Source organism: Mycobacterium sp. SMC-4, from assembly GCF_050205565.1.
In the GTDB taxonomy this organism is placed as follows: Bacteria; Actinomycetota; Actinomycetes; order Mycobacteriales; family Mycobacteriaceae; genus Mycobacterium.
On the sequence record NZ_JBNMQU010000001.1, the window covers coordinates 235,187 to 256,593 of the forward strand.

19 protein-coding genes and 1 pseudogene are annotated in these 21,407 nt (G+C 64.1%); 3 read left to right on the forward strand and 17 right to left on the reverse strand.

Going from position 1 to position 21,407, the window contains the following annotated elements:
- Positions 1 to 242: 242 nt before the first annotated feature.
- The 6 genes from ACQI46_RS01180 to lhgO form a co-directional block, all read right to left on the reverse strand.
- Positions 243 to 644 carry a RidA family protein gene (locus ACQI46_RS01180; protein WP_427092110.1) on the reverse strand — a complete coding sequence of 134 codons (402 nt, stop codon included), beginning with the start codon at positions 642 to 644 and terminating at the stop codon, positions 243 to 245.
- 48 nt (positions 645 to 692) lie between these two features.
- Positions 693 to 1,340, reverse strand: a complete 648-nt coding sequence (locus ACQI46_RS01185) for a hypothetical protein (RefSeq protein WP_427092111.1) — start codon at positions 1,338 to 1,340, stop codon at positions 693 to 695.
- 181 nt (positions 1,341 to 1,521) lie between these two features.
- Positions 1,522 to 2,220, reverse strand: a complete 699-nt coding sequence (locus ACQI46_RS01190) for an SDR family oxidoreductase (RefSeq protein WP_427092112.1) — start codon at positions 2,218 to 2,220, stop codon at positions 1,522 to 1,524.
- Complete coding sequence (locus ACQI46_RS01195) at positions 2,217 to 2,663, reverse strand: hypothetical protein (RefSeq protein WP_427092113.1); 447 nt, start codon at positions 2,661 to 2,663, stop codon at positions 2,217 to 2,219. Before ACQI46_RS01195 ends, ACQI46_RS01190 begins: the two co-directional genes overlap by 4 nt.
- A 57-nt stretch (positions 2,664 to 2,720) precedes the next feature.
- The gene (locus ACQI46_RS01200) at positions 2,721 to 4,433 is read right to left on the reverse strand and encodes a class I adenylate-forming enzyme family protein (protein ID WP_427092114.1); all 1,713 of its coding nucleotides are present in this window, start codon (positions 4,431 to 4,433) and stop codon (positions 2,721 to 2,723) included.
- 186 nt (positions 4,434 to 4,619) lie between these two features.
- Complete coding sequence (gene lhgO, locus ACQI46_RS01205; RefSeq protein WP_427092115.1) at positions 4,620 to 5,822, reverse strand: L-2-hydroxyglutarate oxidase; 1,203 nt, start codon at positions 5,820 to 5,822, stop codon at positions 4,620 to 4,622.
- Positions 5,823 to 6,200: 378 nt separating this feature from the next.
- On the opposite strand from lhgO, the gene ACQI46_RS01210 reads away from it, so the two are divergent.
- Positions 6,201 to 6,518 carry a YciI family protein gene (locus ACQI46_RS01210; RefSeq protein WP_427092116.1) on the forward strand — a complete coding sequence of 106 codons (318 nt, stop codon included), beginning with the start codon at positions 6,201 to 6,203 and terminating at the stop codon, positions 6,516 to 6,518.
- Positions 6,519 to 6,585: 67 nt separating this feature from the next.
- Here the strand turns inward: ACQI46_RS01210 and ACQI46_RS01215 are convergent, their stop codons facing one another.
- On the reverse strand, positions 6,586 to 8,439 hold the full coding sequence (locus tag ACQI46_RS01215; protein WP_427092117.1) for a helix-turn-helix domain-containing protein: 1,854 nt from the start codon (positions 8,437 to 8,439) through the stop codon (positions 6,586 to 6,588).
- Positions 8,440 to 8,687: 248 nt separating this feature from the next.
- On the opposite strand from ACQI46_RS01215, the pseudogene ACQI46_RS01220 reads away from it, so the two are divergent.
- Positions 8,688 to 9,654, forward strand: a pseudogene (locus ACQI46_RS01220) (HpcH/HpaI aldolase/citrate lyase family protein).
- 23 nt (positions 9,655 to 9,677) lie between these two features.
- Here the strand turns inward: ACQI46_RS01220 and ACQI46_RS01225 are convergent.
- The 10 genes from ACQI46_RS01225 to ACQI46_RS01270 form a co-directional block, all read right to left on the reverse strand.
- Complete coding sequence (locus ACQI46_RS01225; protein ID WP_427092118.1) at positions 9,678 to 10,658, reverse strand: NAD(P)H-dependent flavin oxidoreductase; 981 nt, start codon at positions 10,656 to 10,658, stop codon at positions 9,678 to 9,680.
- A gap of 55 nt (positions 10,659 to 10,713) precedes the next feature.
- Positions 10,714 to 11,763 carry an LLM class flavin-dependent oxidoreductase gene (locus ACQI46_RS01230; protein ID WP_427092119.1) on the reverse strand — a complete coding sequence of 350 codons (1,050 nt, stop codon included), beginning with the start codon at positions 11,761 to 11,763 and terminating at the stop codon, positions 10,714 to 10,716.
- Positions 11,764 to 11,788: 25 nt separating this feature from the next.
- A complete protein-coding gene (locus ACQI46_RS01235) occupies positions 11,789 to 12,358 on the reverse strand; it encodes an NYN domain-containing protein (RefSeq protein WP_427092120.1) in 570 nt (189 codons plus the stop codon).
- Positions 12,359 to 12,385: 27 nt separating this feature from the next.
- Entirely contained in the window at positions 12,386 to 13,258 is an 873-nt protein-coding gene (locus ACQI46_RS01240) for an alpha/beta hydrolase (RefSeq protein WP_427092121.1), read from the reverse strand.
- Between the two features lie 127 nt (positions 13,259 to 13,385).
- The gene (locus ACQI46_RS01245) at positions 13,386 to 13,721 is read right to left on the reverse strand and encodes a cupin domain-containing protein (RefSeq protein ID WP_427092122.1); all 336 of its coding nucleotides are present in this window, start codon (positions 13,719 to 13,721) and stop codon (positions 13,386 to 13,388) included.
- A gap of 121 nt (positions 13,722 to 13,842) precedes the next feature.
- Positions 13,843 to 14,712 carry an LLM class F420-dependent oxidoreductase gene (locus tag ACQI46_RS01250; RefSeq protein ID WP_427092123.1) on the reverse strand — a complete coding sequence of 290 codons (870 nt, stop codon included), beginning with the start codon at positions 14,710 to 14,712 and terminating at the stop codon, positions 13,843 to 13,845.
- 309 nt (positions 14,713 to 15,021) lie between these two features.
- Positions 15,022 to 15,354 carry a cupin domain-containing protein gene (locus ACQI46_RS01255; RefSeq protein WP_427092124.1) on the reverse strand — a complete coding sequence of 111 codons (333 nt, stop codon included), beginning with the start codon at positions 15,352 to 15,354 and terminating at the stop codon, positions 15,022 to 15,024.
- A gap of 155 nt (positions 15,355 to 15,509) precedes the next feature.
- The gene (locus ACQI46_RS01260; RefSeq protein WP_427092125.1) at positions 15,510 to 16,562 is read right to left on the reverse strand and encodes an LLM class flavin-dependent oxidoreductase; all 1,053 of its coding nucleotides are present in this window, start codon (positions 16,560 to 16,562) and stop codon (positions 15,510 to 15,512) included.
- Positions 16,563 to 16,782: 220 nt separating this feature from the next.
- Complete coding sequence (locus ACQI46_RS01265) at positions 16,783 to 18,648, reverse strand: helix-turn-helix domain-containing protein (protein ID WP_427092126.1); 1,866 nt, start codon at positions 18,646 to 18,648, stop codon at positions 16,783 to 16,785.
- 213 nt (positions 18,649 to 18,861) lie between these two features.
- Entirely contained in the window at positions 18,862 to 20,310 is a 1,449-nt protein-coding gene (locus ACQI46_RS01270) for an aldehyde dehydrogenase family protein (protein WP_427092127.1), read from the reverse strand.
- Positions 20,311 to 20,512: 202 nt separating this feature from the next.
- Here ACQI46_RS01270 and ACQI46_RS01275 point away from each other — a divergent pair, with 202 nt between their 5' ends.
- Positions 20,513 to 21,385 carry a crotonase/enoyl-CoA hydratase family protein gene (locus ACQI46_RS01275; RefSeq protein ID WP_427092128.1) on the forward strand — a complete coding sequence of 291 codons (873 nt, stop codon included), beginning with the start codon at positions 20,513 to 20,515 and terminating at the stop codon, positions 21,383 to 21,385.
- Positions 21,386 to 21,407: the final 22 nt, after the last annotated feature.

The window sequence follows — 21,407 nt, forward strand, 5'->3', positions numbered from 1 at the left end:
ACGTACCGGTCCGTATGTGGTGGAGGACACACTATGAGGGGTCGGCGGGCCTGTCAACAGATAGCGTGAAATGGGCCGGGAAATGCTGGCGCCGTCGCAAACGCCTTACCGGCGTGCTTGATTCGACGCCGGGGTCGAGGGGTCGACAAACAGCCCGGCGGCTGAGCCTCCCGGGCTAGAAGGAAGCGACGATCCGGCGGGCGCATCACTGCACCCGCCGGATCCGGCATGAAAGGGAAGCGTCAGTCGGCGATAGCCAGTGCTTCGATCTCGACGAGGTACTCCGGACCAGCCAGCGAAGAGACACCGATCAGCGCAATCGCGGCTTCGGGCAGCCCGGTCTGCTCGATCCCCTCGAGGTAGCCGGCCCAGACCTCCGGCTTGGTCTCGGCGTCGAGCCCGACGGCATAGATCGTCAGTCGCAGAAGATCACTGAGCTTGGCACCGCTTGTGGTCAACGCGTGTGCCACGTTGACGATCGTCTGGCGCGTCTGGTCTCGATAGCTCTCGGGCATCTCGAATGTGCCCTGCGCGTAGCCCACCTGACCGGCCACGACAACGAGCTTCGAACCCGTGCCGACGCGCACCTGACTGAACCCTGTCGGCTGCTTCAGGCCGTCAGGATTGATGGAATCGACTGCCATACCTACTCATCCTCATCTCATTGGTGAATCGCAGATCTCGTGCACGATCTACAGAACGGCGTGGTGCCCGGAGTAGAAGTCCAGTCTGGACAGGAAGTTCGCGAGATCCTGGAAGGAGTCGTCGTCGGGTTCGAATCGCTTCTGTACATGCCGGGTCAACGCATCCCGTGAGGGGAACTCCTGGACGGTGATGCCGTCCTCGGGGAAGTCCCCGCGAACATGGAGGGTCCGATGGGTCGAGTAGCGCGTGTACAACGGCTGCAGGGCCTTTGCCATGGGCACGTGATGGCTGCGGTAGTGCCAGATCGCTTCGTCTCGCGATGTGTGAGCCGCCTTGGTCAGTAGGATGACGACGTGTGCGTTGGGCTCCCCTGTCGACTCGGTGATGTCCAGGTGAAACTGGCTGTCGCACACCGCGGAGGCGAAGGGGCCCGGGTTCTGACCATGTAGACGATCGAGGGTCTCCATGGCGCGAACCTCAGGATCCTCGATACCGTCCCGGAGCCAGATCGTGGCGGCGATCCGGGCCGGGTGATCATTGCCGAGCTCGTCTCCGAATGTCGGGCGGCTCGGGTCCACCGCCACGTCGAACAACATGAAATGTTCGTCGACGCCGCGGGCTTGCACCCGCGAGCCCGCCGGGGCACAGGACAGGACCGACTCCGTGGCCTGTCGGAGATCGGCAGCCGTAACCACCTGCTCCCCCGGTAAGAACGTCCAGATCGTCAGCGCCACAACGGTTGGCCCTTTCCTTCACGATGGAATTCTCAGCGTAGGAATCTCCCCGAGTCGGCGGCTACACCCGAAGCGGGTGAAATGCCCTGGGCGGCTTCACCGAAGTCGACAAAAGCCCATCCCGCCGATGGCCGCCGGCGAATCAGAAGGTCCGGCCGCCGCAGGCGTAGAGGATCTGGCCGTTGATGTATCCGGCCCGATCGGATCCCAGCCACGCCACCGCGTTGGCGATGTCCACCGGCTTACCGGCGCGACCGACCGGTATCGAACTGATGACGCGCTCGCGGACCGCCTCCGGCATGGCCAGCGTCATCTCCGACTCGGTGAAGCCGGGCGCGACCGCGTTGACCCGGGTGCGCGGCGCCAACGACAACGCCATCGCCCGTGTCGCACCGATCAGTCCGGCCTTGGCGATGCCGTAGTTGAACTGCCCCACATTGCCGAGCTGGGCACGTGAGCTGATGTTCACTACAGCGCTGCCCTCACACATCTTGGGCGCCAGCGCTTCGGTGAGCGCGATGGTCCCGCCGAGATTGATCCGGACGACGGCGCGAAAAGCCGCCTCATCCATCTTGCGCAGCAGCGCATCTCGCGTGATGCCGGCGTTGTTGACCAACAGCGCCGGCTCGGCGCCCGACTCTTCGGCGGCCGAGACGATGGCGTTGACCCCCTCGGGGGTGGAAATATCCGCGCGAACGGCGAGTGCACCGAGCTCGGCGGCAGCCTCCTCGACGGCGTCGCTGACGTCCACCAGTAGCAGCTTGTAGCCTTCGGCATCCAGCACATCGGCGATCGAACGACCGATGCCCCGGGCCCCTCCGGTAATGACAGCCAGTTTCATGGAAGCATCGCCCCTACGTGCTCGGTGCCCAGCGAGACCACCTGGCCGAGCGCTGAGCGGGTGGAAATGAGAAATTGCACAGCCTCGACGATGGTGCTTGCCGGCCGATTCGCGTCGTAGGAGATGACGGTCGCGTAATCCTCGGTTCGCTTGCCCTCGAACGCGAAAATTCTTGCGCCCCCGACAAGGCCGGTCGCAACCGCAGAGTTCAGCACCGACGCCCGACCCAACACCGCAGCCGTCTCGACCAGATACACCACCGGTGCGTGCGCCAGGATCGCCTGCTTCGACAACTCGAAGACGTCGACCAGTTCGCTCTCGGCTTCGTCCCACGAGTTCACCGGGGCCGGCGCGAACACCAGACCGTCGCTGATATCGCCGTCCGCACCGCCCAGCGGTGCCAGCCCCTGGGCAAGCGGACCGTGGGGGACCCGTACCTTCATCCTTTTCTCACCTTCTCGATATTAGCTCCGGCACAACGGTTCCCCGGAGACAGTCGCTCAGTGTGCTTGCGCAACATTGAGTTTCTCGACGGCCATGTCGACCAGCACGAACTTCTGCACCTTGCCCGTCGGCGTCTTCGGTAGATCTTCGGCCGATATGAACAGCACATGACGAGGACGTTTGAACGATGCCAGTTTGCCTCGACAGAACTCGATGAGCTCCTCGGCCGTCACCTCTGCATGGGCCTCCGTGACGACCCAGACGCAACCGATCTCGCCCCACTTCACATCGGGTATCCCGACCATGAATGCTTGGCTGACCGCCGGATGCCGCGACAGGAGTTCCTCGACCTCTTTGGGAGCGAAATTCTCACCGCCCGAACGGATCATTTCCTTCTTGCGTCCAGTCAGCACGATGGAACCATCGGGGAGCACCTTGCCGAGATCACCTGTGTAGACCCAGCCGTCCCGAAACGTCTCAGCGGTTGCTTCCGGCCGCTTCCAGTATCCGATGGCGTTCGTCGGTCCGCGGGAGATCAGTTCTCCCTCAGCGCCTTCCGGAAGTGGCTCGCCTGTGACGGGATCCACCGTTCGGGTTTCGGAGAGTAGCCCGTTCATTCCGGGCAATGCCGCCACTCCTCCGCACTTCGGCTGTCCGACGGTCGTCGCGACGTGCTCGACATCCCTTTCCGGTCTCGACATGACCGGCCCTCCTCCGGTCTCGGTCATGCCGAAGGCTGTCGTCAGTTGCTCAACACCGAATATCTCGATTGCGCGCTCCCACAACCACGCCGGCGCCGGCGCACCGGCACACATCAGCGCGACCAGGGAGTCGGTATCGGCCGAGATCGCCACCTCGGATTCACAGAGGGCCACCACCATCGTCGGCACACAGACGATCTCTGTCGGCCGGTGTCGCACGATCGCGGATACGTAGTCCTCGACATCAAAGCTCGGTCGCGGAATGAAGACCGCTCCAGCAAACATCGCCGCGTTCATCACCTCGTTGTTGGCGAAAACGTGGAACAGCGGCAGGGACGACTGCACGCGCCAGCCGTCGGCGAACGCACGGGTGTATGCGCTGCCATAGGCCACGCGGGCTTCGGCATCGTGCTGCCACATGACGCCCTTCGGCGAACCCGTGGTTCCGGATGTGTAGAAAATCGCGCTCAGGTCGCCGGCTTCGACGTCGACTTCCGGCATGGTCGTCATCCGGCCCCAGCCCGCGACATCGGCGAGCGTCGGCACATTTCGACGAGCCGGCACCGCTGCCTCGAACTGAGCGGTGAATTCGAGATGGGGCAGCCCGGCGAGTCCGGCGCCGTCGTCCCAACCCGGGCATATCTCATCCAGCATGTCCAGGAAATTCTGGTTCCGAAAGCCCGTCATCGTGATCAGGGCGGAGGCCTCTGAATCCCTGAGGACGAACAGCAGCTCATCGCATTGGTACATCGTGTTGATCGGCACGATCACCGCTCCGAGTGCGCTGATACCGAACTTCAGTGCCACGTACTCGGGGCAGTTGCCCATCACGACGGCGACGTGGTCGCCTTTGGAGATGCCCCGGCTGGCAAGACCGGCAGCCAGGTCTCTAGACCACTCCTGGATCTCGCGGTAGGTGTAACTGTGCTCGTCGGTCACCACGAACTCCCGCTCGGGAAACTCTTCGGCGATACGGTCGAGCCATTTGTGCATGGGCCGCGGTTCCCAGGTGGGAAAGCGGTCTTCCAACGCCGCGCGTCGTTCGCTTGGCGACGCCATCTGCACCATGGGTCACACCCCTTCTTTCCGCACGAGACCGGCAAGGGTCATAGCCCTGCTGTCCAACGCTATTGACAGGCCTGCATCGCGGCTACATTCGAATGGTCAAACAGCGTTCGCGGATTTCCATGAGCTCAACGAACCGGGTTCAGGCCAGGCCCACACGCGAGAATGCCAGCACCACTCTTGTGTGCACTACGCGCCGAGGACGTCCGCGAGTTCCGCGACGATGTGCTCGGCGATCGCCAGCGATGCGGTCGCCGCCGGCGAAGGCGCATTGCGCACAAAGGTGACCCGAGGTTGATGGTGAATGACGAAGTCGTCCACCAGATTTCCATCCCGTTGCAGCGCCTGCGCCCGCACCCCGGCCCCCGCGCGCACAAGGTCCGCCGACTCCAGCTCCGGGATATAGGCACGAGCACGGCGCAGGAACACCGACTTGCTGGCCGATCCCATCATCTCGCTGACACCCATGCGGAGGTTCCGCCTCGCGAGCCTCAGCATCCCTGGATAGCTGATCGACCGCCACACCTGGTTCGCGCTGACGTCCCGCCAGCGATAGCCCTCTTGCGACAACGCCAGCACCGCGTTCGGTCCCACGTGTACATGGCCGTCGACGCCGCGAGTGAAGTGCACGCCAAGGAACGGGTATCGCGGGTCAGGCACCGGATACACCAGTCCTTTCACCAGATCCGAACGGGAGCGCACCAGCTCGTAGTACTCACCACGGAACGGGACGATCTCCGGCTCTCTGGGCGCGCCGGCGAGTTCGGCGATGGTCGAGGATTGCAGGCCGGCACATACGACGACATGGTCGAAGACGAACTCCTCCACATCGGTGACAACCACGACTGCGGAATCGTCACCCTCGATGCCCACAACACGGCGACCAAGGAGCACCTTTCCCTCTGCCTCGAGGACGTCGGTGGCAAGCGCCTCCGCGATCGCCGGGTAATCGACCACCGCTGTGCTCGGGATGAGCAACGCGGACAGTCCATCGACGTGAGGTTCACGCTCGCGAAGCTCGGCTCGATCGATCACACGGGTGTTCGGTATGCCGTTGGCCTCCGCACGTACGGCCAGATCGGTCAGCCGGGGCATCTCGTCCTGCTCGACGGCGACGATGACCTTACCGACCTCCTCGTACGCCAGCCCACGTTCGACGCAGTATTGGCGCAACAGGCCTACCCCGCGGCGGCAAAGGGTCGCCTTGAGAGATCCCGGCGGATAGTAGACCCCTGAGTGCACGACGTTGCTGTTGTGCCCGGTCTGGTGCGCTGCGACAGTCGTCTCTTTCTCGATGACGGTCACTTCGGCACCCATCGTCCGCTGGAGTTGCCGCGCCACCGTCAGCCCGACGATGCCTGCACCGATGACACCTATCCGCGCCCCGGCCATTTTGGTACCTCTTTCTTTCGTGGATCGACGTCGTTGCAGACCGCTGGCCGTCGGCACCTGGACGGCCCTGACGGCCCCGACCGCCCTGACTGCAATGCCACGCCGAATCGCTGACCGTCCCACCCCATATCCGGAAGGTCAACTGCGTCAGGAGCTTAGGCCACTGATACCGGGAGTCCAAGGAGTGCGGCGACCGCCACTACTGCCGCAGAAAGCGTGCCCGGAAGTCACCTCCAGAACCGAAGCAAGAAGGCGTGCACATTTTCGGCATGCGTACGGAGACAACGCCGAAACCAAGCCATAGCGTCACCACAGACGGACCAAGCGGTCATGTCCGCGGCGGCCGTCGCGATTCGGCCAGGACGGGAGAGAAACAGCATGCCGCTGTACACCGGCTTGTACAACTACCACGACAACGAAGAAGCCCGGCAGAAACGTGAAGCGGTCGCCGATCAGCACATCGCCTTCTTCGGAGACCTGGTGTCCCGCAACCTCGTTGTGCTCGGAACGGTTCGCGGCGAGGACGACGCTCCCGGTGGCGAAATCGTCGTCAAGGCGCCGTCGCGCGAAGCAGCGCTCGAACTCTTCAAGAACGATCCGAACACCGATCCGGACCTCGGCAACTGGATGCTCACGGAGTTCCGCCCGGTCGGTGGTCTGCTGAATTCGGCTTTCCTCGACATCTCGGAGAGCTGAGACGTCGCGGAGAGCTAGGACGTCGCGGTAAAGCGAGAACACCGCGGTAAGCCAGAAAGCGCAGGAGTCAGACGGCGCCGTCGGCTTCGTCGTCGAACCGTGCCAGACGGAGAGCCAACTGCATGCACAACCGGTCCTCCTCCTCGCGGAGGTCGACCTGTGCAATCTCCTCAATCCGCTTGAGACGGTACCGAACTGTCGACAGGTGCAGGAACAGCTTGTCCGCGGTGCGCTGCACGTTTCCGACGGTTTCGAAGTACGTTCGCAATGTCTGCACGTATCCGGCGTTGTGCACCTGGTCGTATTCCATCAGCGGCTCGAGATAGCGGCGTACGAACAGGCTTTGGTCCGTCGCGCTCACCGCGGAGTTGGCCGCCAGGACGGCGTAACTTCCGACATCGGCGATGTGTCGCTCGGCGTCGGCGCCGTCCATCATGATGGCGACTTCCAAGGCGCGCTTGGCTTCCCGGTGAGAACGGTCCAGCCCGTCGGCGCCGGTTCCGGCGTTCCCCATCCCGATCCCGATCGCGATCTCACGAGCGCCCCTACCGGCGGGACGCAATGACTGCAGCGCATCTCGGAGGGTCGACCGCACAACCCGCGCCGGCGTCGTGGCACCACGGTGCTGAGGTTGGTCTCGGAGGACCAGTACGAAGTCGACCCCGCCAACCGGCGACACCACGGCCGTGACGCCGATGCTCGCGAGCCGCTTGGTCAGGATCTCGGCCACATCGAATGCCTCGTGCGCGGACAACGGCCTTCCAAGGCCTTCTGGATGCACGCGCATGACCTCGTGAGTCGCGTCGACATCGATTCCGATGACCGCGGCCAGTTGGGTCAGTCCCAGACCGGTGACGGCCATCGATCCGAGCGCCTCACCGAACTCCTGGCGCATCCGCACCTCGGATTCGACAGCCATCCGCTGTCGGATGAGCGCGAGCCGCGCGTGCTCGGCACCCCGAATGATCAAGGTGGACAGCGCCGGGTCGGCGTCGCGCCGCGGCGGCACCAACACCAAGAGGGTTCCCAGCCGGTCGTCGCCGTCGCCGCAGTGTTGAACCATCACCGTCAGGTCGCCGGTCGGCAGCGGAACCACCGCTACGCCGTCTGCAAACGTCGGCTTCGTGGCCGCTACCCATTGCGCCAACGCGCCGAGTTGCTCGGCGGCCGGCCCAGCGGTAACGAGCGGCCGCGCGAACCGGTCCACCAGCAACACCGGAGCACGCAACGCATCAGCGACGCCCCGACAGACGTCAGCCACCGATGCTCCGCCCACCTGAAGACGAAGCAGTCGATCGTGCAGAGCCGCATGACGCTGCGAAGCTGATCCGGCGTTCTCGCTATGACCATCGCTCAGTGCCAAGGCCGACGCCACGGCCACTGACACCGATGAAGCCATGGACGTTGCCACGTCGAGTTCGTCATCGCTGAAGGTATGGACGTCGGGTCGGCAGAATGCCACCACTGCCCAACATTGCGGCAGCCGAACCGGGACATAGATCGCAGAACGGAAACCGGTCCGAATCGCCTCCCGACGGGTATAGGGAAACTCGTCGGCTCTCGAAACGTCAGGCACCGCGATGACGCGGGCCTGCCGGGCGGCTGCAACAGAGGGATTACCTTCGACCGGCCACTGCTCGAAGACCTCCAACGCGCCCGGCGCAAAGCCCACAGAGGACCAATCCAGTAGATCGTGGCCGTCGAGGCTGAACAACTCCACACCACACATCGGCCAGCGCGATGTCTCGACCACCGCCCGAGCTGCGGCGGTCAGGGTGGCGGACAAGTCCTGACCGTCGCCTACGCTCCGCGAGATCGCGGCGATCCGACGTGGAAGATCAGCTTCGAATGCGGAGAAGTGATCGCCGAATTCGGGATGAGCAGCGCCGTCGCCGTCAAACCTTGCGAGGGTCGTTGCCATACCCGCTCCTTGTTACCTCCGACACATGTTCGCGCTACCGTACCGTACAAACCGACCGGTTTCCCGATAGGGCCGTCAGACCCCGCCTGGTACCCCGGTGAGGACGCAGCGGGAAATTCCCGCTGGTCAGCGTCGGCCACGAGCCCGGTCACTGAACCGTGCCAACGGAAACAAACCAGTCGGTATGTTAGGCTCGTCGGCATCTGATGTGAGCGGCGGCCCACGGTTGAAGGAGATCCAGGATCCTAATGCGCGATGTCCAGTCACGCCCACGCCGATCGTGCCTCGCCGTCCCGGGATCCAGCGAGAAGATGATCGCGAAGGCTCGCGATCTCCCCGTGGATCACGTCTTTCTCGACCTGGAAGATGCGTGTGCTCCGTCCGCGAAAGCCAGCGCCCGGGCGACTGTTGCGGCAGCGCTCAACGCAGGCGGGTGGGGGGACAAGATCCGCACGGTACGTATCAACGATGCGACGACCCAGTGGGCATACCGCGATGTCATCGAGGTCGTCGAGACGGCCGGTACGAACCTCGACTGCGTGATGCTGCCGAAGGTGCAGTCCGCGGCACAGGTCGCGTGGTTGGACACCACCGCTCACCCAGATCGAACTCTCCGTCGGTCTCGAGGTCGGACGTGTGGGCATCGAAGCGCAGATCGAGGACCCGACGGGCCTCGTGAACGTTCGCGACATCGCCGCCTCCTCAAACCGATTGGAAACCATCATCTTCGGCCCGGGAGACTTCATGGCGAGTTCCCGGATGCGCGGACTCACCATCGGTGAACAACCACCCGGCTATGACATCGCCGACGCGTTTCATTACCCGTTGATGCAGATCCTGATGGCGGCACGCGCCAACGGACTGCAGGCCATCGACGGACCGTATGTCCAGATTCACGACGACGACGGCTATCGCCGCCTCGCAAACCGCACTGCCGCGCTCGGTTTCGACGGGAAGTGGGTTCTACATCCCGCTCAGATCGATGCTGCCAACGAGATCTTCAGCCCCCGCCAGGACGATTACGACCGCGCGGAGAACATCCTCGATGCGTACGCGTACTCGACGTCGGAGGCAGGGGGCGGCCGCGGCGCGGTGATGCTCGGTGACGAGATGATCGATGAAGCGTCGAGGAAACTGGCCCTGGTGATCTCGCAACAGGGCCGGGCAGCGGGCATGGCCCGCAAGGATGTGTGGACACCACCTGCGGCGCCCTAGAACCGACGCTTTGGTGCGCCGTCTCAGCCCGTGATCAGAGCGGGCAGCTTCTTCGCGATCAATTCGTGCGCATCGGCGACCACCGAGTCGACGACGTCCCGCACTGAGAGCACCGAGTCGATCAATCCCTGCGACTGTCCGGCCCACCACAGCCCACCGTCCACATCCCCCTCGGCGAGGACCGCACGGCGGCCCCGCTCCCCCGAGGCCAGGTGGGCAATGTCGTCGAACGTGGCCCCCGGGCGCCGGGAGATCTCGGCGATCTCCTCCGAGATCTTGTTGCGCGCCACCCGCGCGGTGTTGCGGAACTCCCGGAAGATCAGTTGGGTGGCGCGTTCGTCGTTGGCCACGATCTGATCCTTGACACTCTGGTGCACCGGCGCTTCGGCGGTGGCGACGAACCGCGTACCCATGTTCACCGCGTCTGCACCGAGTGCCAGCGCTGCGGCGAGACCGCGCCCGTCGGCGATGCCGCCGGAGGCGATCAGCACACAATCCAACTTGGCGGCCGCCGCCGCGATGAGGATCAGGCCCGGGATGTCCTCTTCCCCCGGGTGACCCGCACACTCGAAACCGTCGATGCTGACCGCGTCGACCCCCAGTGACTGAGCCTTGAGCGCATGCCGGACGGCGACCGCCTTATGGACGACCTTGACGCCGGCTGCCTTGAACGCAGGCATATACGGTGCGGGGTTGGCGCCCGCGGTCTCGACGATGCGCACGCCCGCCTCGATGATCGCCGCGACATACTCGTCGTAGGGCACCGGCTTGACGGTGGGCAGGATGGTCAGGTTGACGCCGAACGGCTTTTCCGTCAGGTCGCGGACCCGGGCGATCTCGGCGGTCAGCGCCTCCGGTGTGGGTTGGGTCAGTGCGGTCAGGAAGCCGAGGGCGCCGGCCTGCGCGACCGCACCGATGAGCGGCGCGGTGCCGACGCCGGTCATACCCCCACAGACCACCGGATGCTCGATACCGAACTCTCGGGTGAAACGGGTCTCCAACATGTGAGGCTCCTCTTCCCGCACGACATGCGCGGTCATCATGATCGTGCGCTGACCGCTACAACGTTGCGGGGATGACCTCTCGACCGATGATCTCGATGGACTCCATGACATCCTCGTGCGGAATCCCGTCGATCCGCAGGACGATCTCGTCGACACCCATCTTCGCCAGCTTCTCGGCTCGCCGGATGAAGTACTCGGGATCGCCGAGCATGACGCCGGAGGTGTTGTCCACCAACCAGTCCAGGTCACCGACCCGGCCCAGCAGTCCGGCGATGTTCAGGTGCTTGAACGCCGGGCTGTCCTGCGCGTCCCGGAAGACACCCACCGCCATCTCGAAGTAGTCGAGCACCTCTTGGCCGGACTGCTCCCGGGCGCGTTCGGTGGTCGCACCGCAGAACGCCGCACCCACACACACGCCGACCCAGTCGTTGACCCGCTCCGGGGCCACCGTCGTCTGCGCGAGCGACTTCTTGTAGGTGTCGATGCTCTCCTGCAGGAAGTCGAAACCGAAGAAGTTCTCGAAGGCGATGACACCGTAGCCGCGCTCACCGGCGATCTGGTGAGACCCCAGGCTGCTCGCCGCCATCGACATCCGTGGGTATCGCTGGTCTTTGAGTTGGGGGATCACCTGGGTCTTCGGGAAGTCCCAGTACTTGCCGTGGTGCTCGGCTTCGTCGGGATTGCTGAAGATGGCTTCGAGCGCGTCCGCCGCCTCGGCGTAGATCTCCCGGGTCGCCTCGGGGTCGACGCCGAACACGTTGAGGGTGTTCACATTGACCCCGCGCCCGCTGGCGAACTCGGTGCGGCCATGGCTCAGCATGTCCACTGTCGCGAGGCGTTCGGCGATCAGGATCGGATGGTGCCAGGTCATCGGTACCGCGATCATCGGCCGGATGATGATGCGCTCGGTCTTCATGGCGATGGCCCCGTAGAGCACCTCCGGCGCCGACACGGTGAACTTCGGTGCGAAGAAATGCTGCTCCGAACAACCGTAGGCGTGGAACCCGAGTCTGTCCGCGAGGGCGACTTCCTCGAGCACCTCGTGGTAGCGCTCCTCGTTGGTGCTGGAGCTGCGGTCAGCCTCCTGGATGATGCTCCACTTCATGGCAGTCAATTCCGTTCTCTAGGCGTCAGGCGCTCGGGCGCAGGGCGGCCCGTACCCGGTGCGGGGCGGGTCCGATCCACGGTGCCCGCAGGATGTCGTGCACGGTGATCTCTTTGAATTCGTCTGCCGCATCGGAGAGTTCGGTCGGGGTCGGATCGAACTTGTTGGTGAAGAACGCCACCTCAACGCGCTTGCCGAGTTCGCGTGCCGCCTGCACAGCCGGAACCAGCTCAGGACGCTGGCTCACGACGAGGATGGTGTCCACATCGGCGACAGCTGCCTCCCGAACGATGTCGGCGGCCAGCCAGCCCTCGATGCCGCGATCGATGTAGGCCGAGTAGACAACCTCGGTGCGGCCCGTCTTCACGGTGAATCCCTGCCCTGCCACCATGTCGAGGACGGCCTGGTGGTGCCGAGTCCGGGCCGGATACACCTCGGCGAGAATGGGATTCAAGTAAAAGTTGAGGTTGGCCAGTTCAACCTCACCGGCGACCGTGCGCATCAATTCGGCGTAGTCGATGTCGACGGAGCAGGCACGCGCGTGGATGGCGTCGTAGAACCGGCCGCCGTCGATGAAAACTGAAGTCTTACCCATGAGTGTCCTCCGGATCGAAGTTGTCGCTCAGCAGCCGCGGAAGAAGTCGTCGAACTTCTGAGTCATCTCCGACTCGGCGTCGAGCAGAGTCTGCAGCACGGTTTGGTGGTCGTTGTGAGGAACCGCGAGAAGCTCCGATGCGTGCCCGGCGTTGAGCAGAGCCTTGTGGTAGTTCTCCGACTGGGTGTGGAACTCTACGGACTCTTCATCGCCGAAAACCACGAAGTGCGGCGGCATGTTGTCACGGATGTGGAACTGCGGGCTCTCCAGCAATGCCGATTCCGTCGACAGTTGAAGCCTGTCCTGCAACCAGCTGTACTGGAACGGACGCAGATCGAACACACCACTGATCGGTGCCACACCCTTGACGACGTCCTGGGGAACGCCGAAGTGCGACCAGTCGGTGACGGCGATCATGCCGGTCTGGTGTCCGCCGGCGGAGTGTCCGGTGACGAAGATTCGGTTCTTGTCGCCGTTGATGCTCTCGGCGTTCTCGTACGCCCAGATGACCGCTGCCCGAGTCGCATTGGTAATGCTGGGGATACCCACCTTGGGTGTCAGAGCGTAGTCGCTCATGATGACGGTGTATCCGCGCTCGTAGAATCCCCGTGCCACGCAGTGGAAGAACTTGCGGGTACACATCATCCACCAGCCGCCGTGGATGAAGATGACGATCGGCGCGTTTGGCTTCTTCGCCTTGAACACGTCGATGCGCTCCTCATCGAGTGTGCCCACGCGAATGTCTTCGATCGGCTTGAATTCCTCGGTGGCGAGCGCGCTTTCGTGCTGCCAGTAGTCGAGGTACTGCGGGAGGTCCCACATGTGGTAGATGAGGTCGAGCTGGACATCGATTTCGGCCGGGTCCCGATACGAGGTACCGGGAAGCTCGTTCAAACGCATTGTTTCTCCTAGGGACGCCGTATTCGGGGTGGACGATCGAACCGGGCCCGGGCTGACCACCGACAGACAGCCGCGGGCAAGGCGCAGATGCCGCCGCCGGACGACGGTCGGCGGCGGCATCCTCAGCTCAGGCGTGCACCCAGAACTTACGAACAGTCTCGCGCACGTCCCAGCGGGTTTCCTGGCCGACGACGAGCCGAACGATGGAACCGGGGCCGACGACGATCGGCTCGGCATCACCTTCGGAGGTGATCGTGGCGTCACCGGAAAGCACGATGAAGACCTCTTCGGTGTCCGGTGTTCCCACCAGCACTCCGGGATGGACCTCCCACACACCGACGGTGGTGCTGTTTACCGTCTCGATGTCCTGGATCCCGACCTTGACCGTCGGGATGCCGTTCCCCGAGTCGTAGTCGACGAGGTCGAGGTTCACATCGCTTGCACTGGCCAGAAGTGTTGTCATGATCATCAGGCTATTTCCGGGGTGACCCCGGGCACTATCGCCGGACAGAGAAATCGGCGGGTGCGAACTTGAGGAAAGCTGCAAGGACGTCACACATCCCGGGTCACTTCCCAGCTGTCCGTCAGGACACGCCCAACCCCTTGGCGACCTTGGTGATGTACTCGATGTGAGCATCGATGTCTTTGTCGAACCCGAAGTCGAGGGTGCTTACCGCGAAGTGGGTTCCGCCGCCCTCGCGCCAACCATTGCACTCATCGATAAGGTTGTCGGACAGATTTTTCAGAGACGTGTACTCGCCGCCGAAGTCCGCGGCCGAGCGTCCGTAGGACGTGACTCGTTCACGGATGTCTGCGATCGTCTTCACCGCCTCGTCGACACCGCCGTATCCCCAGAAGATGAACCCATCGGACAGCCGCGCGGCGCGGTCCCACGCGCGTTCACCGAATCCGCCCGACCAGATCGGGATGGAGCGCTTGGGCCGAGGATTGATGCCGGCGCGGTCGATCCGGTGAAAACGCCCGGTGAAATCCACCACCGGTTCGGACCACAACGTCCGCATCAGTTCGATTTGCTCTTCTTGACGTGCACCGCGGGTCTTGAAATCCTCGCCGAGGCCCTGGAACTCCACGTAATTCCAGCCGACACCCACACCGAGACGCAGCCGCTCGCCGGAGAACAGGTCCACGTCGGCGGCCTGCCGTGCCACTAGCGCGGTCTGACGCTGCGGCAGCACGAGAACGCCTGTGGCGAACTCGATGCGTCGGGTGACGCCGGCCAGATAACCCAACAGGACGAACGGATCGTGGAAGGTGTTGTTCTCGTCGGTGTCGCCCTCCAGCGGCGGATCTCGGTCGACGTGTGCCGCACCGAGCGGGTGGTCGGTGACCAGGAGGTAGTCGAACCCCAAGTGCTCCACCGCTTTTGCGAAACGAGCAGCATGGGACGGGTCTCCTCCGGCCTGCATCTGCGGATACAACACACCGATCTGCACAGCTGCACTCCCCTTCTTCTGGTTGGCGTCAGATTAAAACGATCCCCATCCCTTGCAACCGACGACGAGAAGGAAGTCATCACCGGGAATTCAGCCAGGTCGATGAGCGGTCCCAGCGTCAGCAACAGCTCATCGATAGATGTCATCCTTCAAGAACACGCCACTCAGCCAGTGCTGCGCCCGCATGAGGGTGTTCATGAGCGGACCAATTATTCTCAGCTACAGGCACATCCGGTCGCTCCGTGAATCCACAAAGGGCCGAGCGACGGTCCATGGGCTGCCGCTCGACCCTTGGGTCTACTGACTCGATCAGGGAAAGACGTAGAAGATCCGTAGCGTGTCCGCGATGTCCCAGCGCACCTCGACGCCCTTGGCGAGTCGAACGATGTCGCCCTGCGTGGCGCTCACCGGGGTGCCCTGATCCGTCGTGGCGAGGGTGACGCTGCCGGACAGCACCACGAAGACCTCGTCGGCGTGCGGAGCGCCGACGAAGACGCCGGCTTTGGCCTCCCACAAGCCCATTGAGCCACCCGCGACCTCGTCGAGCGCGTGCACTCCCGTTTTGATCGCCGGGTGCCCGTCGGCTGCGGATTCGCTGTAGGAAAGTTCAACTGTACTGACGTTGCCGAGAATTTGGGTCACGTCGGGAACGGTAGCGACACGGCACCACCGTCGATACCGGCAGAACAACGAAATCGGCGGTTGCCATACGACGGAATAGCGAAAGGCGCGTGGCGGCGCTGCGACCCGATCCGGGTCACAGCGCCGCCACGTCGAATGAAAGGACCGCAGGGATGTCAGGAGACGGCCGGGATGACCTCTCGGCCGATGAGTTCGATGCACTCCATGTGATTCCGGTGCCCGAACGTATCGATACGCAGGAGCACCTCATCGACACCGCGCGCCTCGAGGTCCTTCAGTCGACGGATGTAGTCGTCAGGCGTGCCCACCATCACCGACGAAGTCGACTCGCAGAGCCAGTCCAGATCATCGCCTTTGTCGAGCAGCGTGTTGATCTGGCTCATGTACTCGTAGCCGGGGTTCTGGGCGATCTTGCGGTACATGTCCAGGGTGACCCGGAAGTACTCCAGGGCCTGTTCGCCGGCGACCGCGCGAGCTTCTTCGGTCGTGGGGGCGCAGAATGCGGTGCCGACGTAGACACCGATGTAGTTGTTCAGCCGGTCCGGGGTAGCGGTGGTCTCGGGGATGGCCTTCTGGTAGGCGTCGAAGCACTCCTGCATGTAGTCGAACCCGAAGTAGTTCTCCCACGTGATCGCACCGATACCCCGCTTGGCCGCCATCGCATGGGACTCGACACTGCTCGCGGCGACCGAGATCCTCGGGTAACGCTTGTCGATGAACGTCGGGACCACTGAGGTCTCCGGGAAATCCCAGTGCTTGCCGTGATATTCGGCCGCATCGGGATTACTGAAGATGGCCTCCAGGGCGTCCATGGTCTCGCCCCAGATCTCACGGGTCTTCGCCGGATCCACCTTGAAGATGCCCAATGTCTTGGCGTTGTTCGATCGGGCGGTACACAGTTCGGCGCGTCCGCGCGAGAGGATGTCGAGCGCGGCCAGCCGCTCGGCCACCAGAATCGGATTGTTCCACGACAAGGCGACGACACCCATAGGACGCAGCTTGATCCGCTCGGTGCGCATCGCGATGGCGGCGTACAGCACCTCCGGCGCGGGAATCGAGAACTTCGGTCCCTCGAAGTGCTGTTCGGACGAGCCGAACACCGAGAATCCCATCTTGTCGGCGAGGACCATCTCCTCGATGATCTCGTGGTAGCGCTCTTCGACCGTGGAACCGGTGTATTCGCCTTCCTGCAAGATACCGATCTTCATGGAGTGTCCCTTCTCGAAACGATGGCGCCGAGGCAGCCGCAGCAGTTCACAACTCGCGCCGACTACCGCACTCTCAAATGCTGCGGTGGGTATCGCGAGCCGCTGGTCCCGACGTTAGTGACGCCGGTCGCAGCGCGACATGCCCGGACGGCGAAGCCGGGGGCCGCAAAACTGCGCAAAGCGCCAAAGCGCCACGACTGTGCAGTTCACGCCGCAGCGCTCAGTTCGCGCACCGCTTCTGTTCGGTGAACCGCGCGATCCGCAGCGCAAGCTGCATGCACAACCGGTCCTCTTCATCGCGGAGATCGATCCCTGCGATCTCCTCGATTCGCTTGAGCCGGTACCGCACGGTGGACAAATGCAGGAACAGTTTGTCCGCGGTCCGCTGCACGTTGCCTACGTTCTCGAAGTACGTCTGCAGGGTCTCGACATACCCGGCGCTGTGGATGCGGTCGTACTCCATCAGCGGTTCGAGGTAGCGCCGCGCGAACAGGTCCTGGTCGTCGGCGGTCGCGGTGGATGATCCGGCCAGCACGGCGTAGCTGCCGACGTCGGCGATGTGTCGGTCCGCGTCATCGCCATCGATGGTCCTGGCGACTTCGAGGGCCTGCCGGGCTTCGCGATGTGACCGGTCCAGGCCTTGCACACCGAGGGCAGCATTTCCGATACCGATCCCGATCGCGACGCTTCCTGCCGCCGGTCCAAGCAGGGCGCTCAAGAGGTCTCGAAGCCCGGCCCGCACCACTTCTGCCGGCGTCGCCGCGCCGCGGCGACTCTGTTCGTCGTGTAGGACGACCACGAAGTCGACGCCACCGACGGGCGCCACCACCGCACCGAAGCCGTTCTGCGCCAAACGCTTGGACAGCTGTTCGGCCACCTCGAACGCGTCGTGCGCGGACAGAGGACACCGAAGACCCTCCGGATGGACCCGCATGACGCGGTGCCGCGCTGCCAGGTCGATTCCCAGCACCGCGCCCGACTGGGTGAGCGCCGCGCTGCTGGGATCCATTCCGCCGAGTGCCTCGCCGAAGTCCTGCCGCATACGGATATCCGTCTCGATCGACGCGCGCTTCCGTAGTAGCGCCAGCGCCACATGGTCGCAGGCCAGTGTCAGCAGTTCCGACAGGGCACTGTCGGTGTCGGTGACCGGCGCGGTGCCCACGATCAGGGAACCGACGCGGTTGGCACCGTCGTAGGCGTGGCCCACCAGCAGATCCTCGCGGCCCGCCTTCAGCTGAATGACGTTGTCGCCTGAACGCACGGCCGACCGGTGCCCGGAAAGCGTGCCGAGCAACTCCGCGACGTGTTCAGGGGTGAACTTCGCGGATGCCAACGGCTGCTCGAACCGGTCGACCAGCAGTACCGGAGACGCCAACAACTCCGAGATGCCACAACAGAATTCGTCCAAGGTGGCGTCCGCGATCTGAAGTCGGAGGAGACGATCGTGGAACCGCGCACGCGACTCTGCTGCCGGCCGAACCGTCCCGGCCTGCCAACCGCGTGCCCTCAGAACCGACTCCACCGCCACCGCGATCGCTGCGGCAACCGACTCGGCAAGGGCGACCTCCTCACGGGTGAATTCGTGGGTGCTGCTGTGACACAGGGTCAGCACACTCCAGCGGTCCGTCAGCCGGACGGGGACATAGACGGCCGAACGGAATCCCGTCCTGATCGCTTCGCGCCGGGTTGTGGGGAACTCGTCTGCCTTCGACACGTCCGGGATGACCAAGATCCGATCACGGGTGGCAGACGTCAGCGAGGGGTCGCCCTCGTTGACCCACTGGTCGAATACCTCTCCGGCGGAGGGCGCGAAACCGGCGTGCGTCCAGTCGAGCAGCGTCCGCTCGACAGGATCGAATGTCTCGATCCCGCACATCGCCCACGTCGAGGTTTCGATCACCGCGATGGCGAGATCATCGAGCATCTCCTGGAGGTCGCGCTGCGCAGCCGTTGCGGCGATCGCACCGATGCGTCGCAGCAGGTCGGCTTCCACGGCCCTGCGGTAGCCGTCGCCGTCAGCAGCCGGTCTCGGCGCGGAGACGTACTGTTCCGCGCCACCGTCGATCATCCTCAGCGACGTAGTCATCCGAGCCTCCTGTTACCTGGGCCACATTGTTAACTGGCGCCACGGTAACAAACCGACCGGTACGTTTGTCAATGGGTGACGGCACTCGCCGCCGTCAATTCTGCGTTACGCCGATTGCGTGGGCCACCCGAGAATCCCCACCTGCTCAGATCTCATCGAGAGCCGAACGGGGTGCCCGGCAGTAGGCCGTGGCACCCCGTCTCGAGCGTGTCCTCAGCTCAGCAGCGCTTTGGTCTCCAAGACTTCTTCGAAACCGTACAGACCCCATTCTCGGCCGTTGCCAGACTGCTTGTAGCCGCCGAACGGTGCGTATGGGTGGATGTTCGCGCCGTTGATGTACACCTGGCCGGTGCGCATGCGCTTGGCGACCTCGCGTGCTCGATCCGCATCGCCCGACCAGACCCAGCCCCCGAGTCCGTATTCGGAGTCGTTGGCGATGGCCACCGCTTCGTCCACAGAGTCGTAGGCGATGATCGACAACACCGGGCCGAAGATCTCCTCGCGAGCGATCGTCATGTCTTGCGTGACATTGCTGAACACCGTGGGCCGGACGAAGTACCCGGGCCCGTCGACGGGTTCCGCACCGCCGGCGATGAGCTTGGCGCCTTCTTCGATGCCCTGCTCGATGTAACGGCGGACGCGGTGCAGTCCGGCCTCGGTGGTCACCGGGCCGAGCGAGGTCTTCCCGTCCACGCCTTCGCCGGCGTCGAACGTCTCCGCAGCCTTCTTGGCCAGTCCCTCGACCTCGGCCAGGCGTGCCCTGGGCACCAGCATCCTGGTCGGAGCATTACAGGCCTGTCCTGAGTTCAGGTAGCAGCCCGCGACACCCGCCGGAATCGCTTTGTCGAAGTCCGCGTCGTCGAGAATGATGTTGGCGGATTTGCCACCGAGTTCGAGTGTGACCCGCTTGACGGTTTGCGCGCCCAGTTCGGTCACGCGCTTCCCGGCCCGGGTGGAGCCGGTGAACGAGACCAGGTCGATATCGGGGTGGCTCGCGATGGCTTCTCCGACGACGGGGCCGTGTCCCTGCACCAGGTTGAACACGCCGGCGGGAACGCCGGCCGCCTCGAGCACCTCGCTGAAGATGATCGACGACAGCGGAGTCACCTCGGACGGCTTGAGCACGACGGTGCAACCGGTGGCCAGACCCGGGATCACCTTCAACGCGACCTGATGCAACGGGAAGTTCCACGGGGTGATGGCCCCGACGACACCGATCGGTTCACGCACAATCGAAACACCGTTGGCCTCGTACTCGAACTCGAAGTCCCGCAGGATCTCGACCGCGGTCGTCATCGTCATCAGCGGCAGCGACACCTGCGCGGCACGCGAGAAAGACTCGGGCGCACCCATTTCCATGCTGATCACGCGAACCAGGTCGTCTTCGCGGGCCTTGAAACCCTCCACGATCGCTTCGAGGATCCTCAGCCGCTCGGCAACCGGAGTCGTCGACCAGGCCTCGAACGCCGCCTTGGCCGCCGCGACGGCACGGTCGACGTCACCCGCCGTACCGGCCGGCACCTGAGCGATGATCTCTTCGGTCGCCGGGTTCACCACGTCAATGAGTTCGCTCGACTCACCCGACACCCACGCGCCGTTGATGTAATGCCGGCGTTCGTGGGCGATGGTGGGCGTGGCCGGAGACGCAATTGTCTCTGTCACATTGACCTCCTTGTCAGAACAGCGTGTAAGCGAGAAACGTCTGCCCGGCGTATCGGGGCCAGCGTCCGGACGAGCGTATCGACGCTGGCAGCAGCTACACCTGCACCAAAGACCGAAGTCTGAATCGCCCACTTCCCCTGAATCTGCAGCGATCCGCCGTTGCGCCGGTGGTTGACTGCACGGGATCACCATGGAGGTTTCGATGAATCTGCGCACCCTGCGACATGACGTCAACGACGGCGTTCTCACCGTCACGCTGCACCGTCCCGACAGCCTCAATGCGTTCACCGTGGAGATGGCGGACGAACTCGAGTGGACCTTCCGACACGTCAACGACCGTGACGACGTCCGGGCGGTGATCGTGACCGGTGCGGGACGCGCGTTCTGCGCCGGCATGGATCTCGCCGAGACCGGTAACCCCTTCGGACTCGACGAGACGCTGCGCCCCACCCTGGCGGACATGGCCGAGCTGGACGATCCGGGCCTGCGCCGAGTGCGGGACACCGGCGGTCGGGTGACCCTGGCCATCCATGCCTGCCGCAAGCCCGTGATCGCCGCCATCAACGGCCCCGCTGTCGGGATCGGCGCCACCATGACGCTGGCCATGGACGCCCGGCTGATCTCCGAGCGGGGGCGCATCGGCTTCGTCTTCGGCAGACTCGGCATCACCCCGGAGGCGGCCTCGACCTGGTTCCTGCCCAGGATCGTCGGGATGGACACAGCGCTCGATCTGCTGTATTCGGCCGAGATCCTCGACGCCCAGAGCGCGCTGCAGAAGGGTCTGGTCCGGTCGGTACACGGTAACGACCTGCTGACGGCAGCAACACAATTGGCGGATCGGTGGACCAAGGGCAAGTCGCCGGTGGCAGTGGCGCTGGCCCGTCAACTGCTGTACCGCAATGCCACCCTCGAGCATCCTGTCGATGCGCACCGGGTGGATTCGCTGGCCATGTTCTACACCAGCATCGCCGACGGGGCGGAGGGTGTCGCGGCGTTCCGGGAGAAGCGCGATCCACGGTTCACCGGGAAGGCGTCCTCGGATATGCCGCCGTTCTATGACGACTGGACCGAGTAGGTCCGTTCCTCGGCAACGTCCG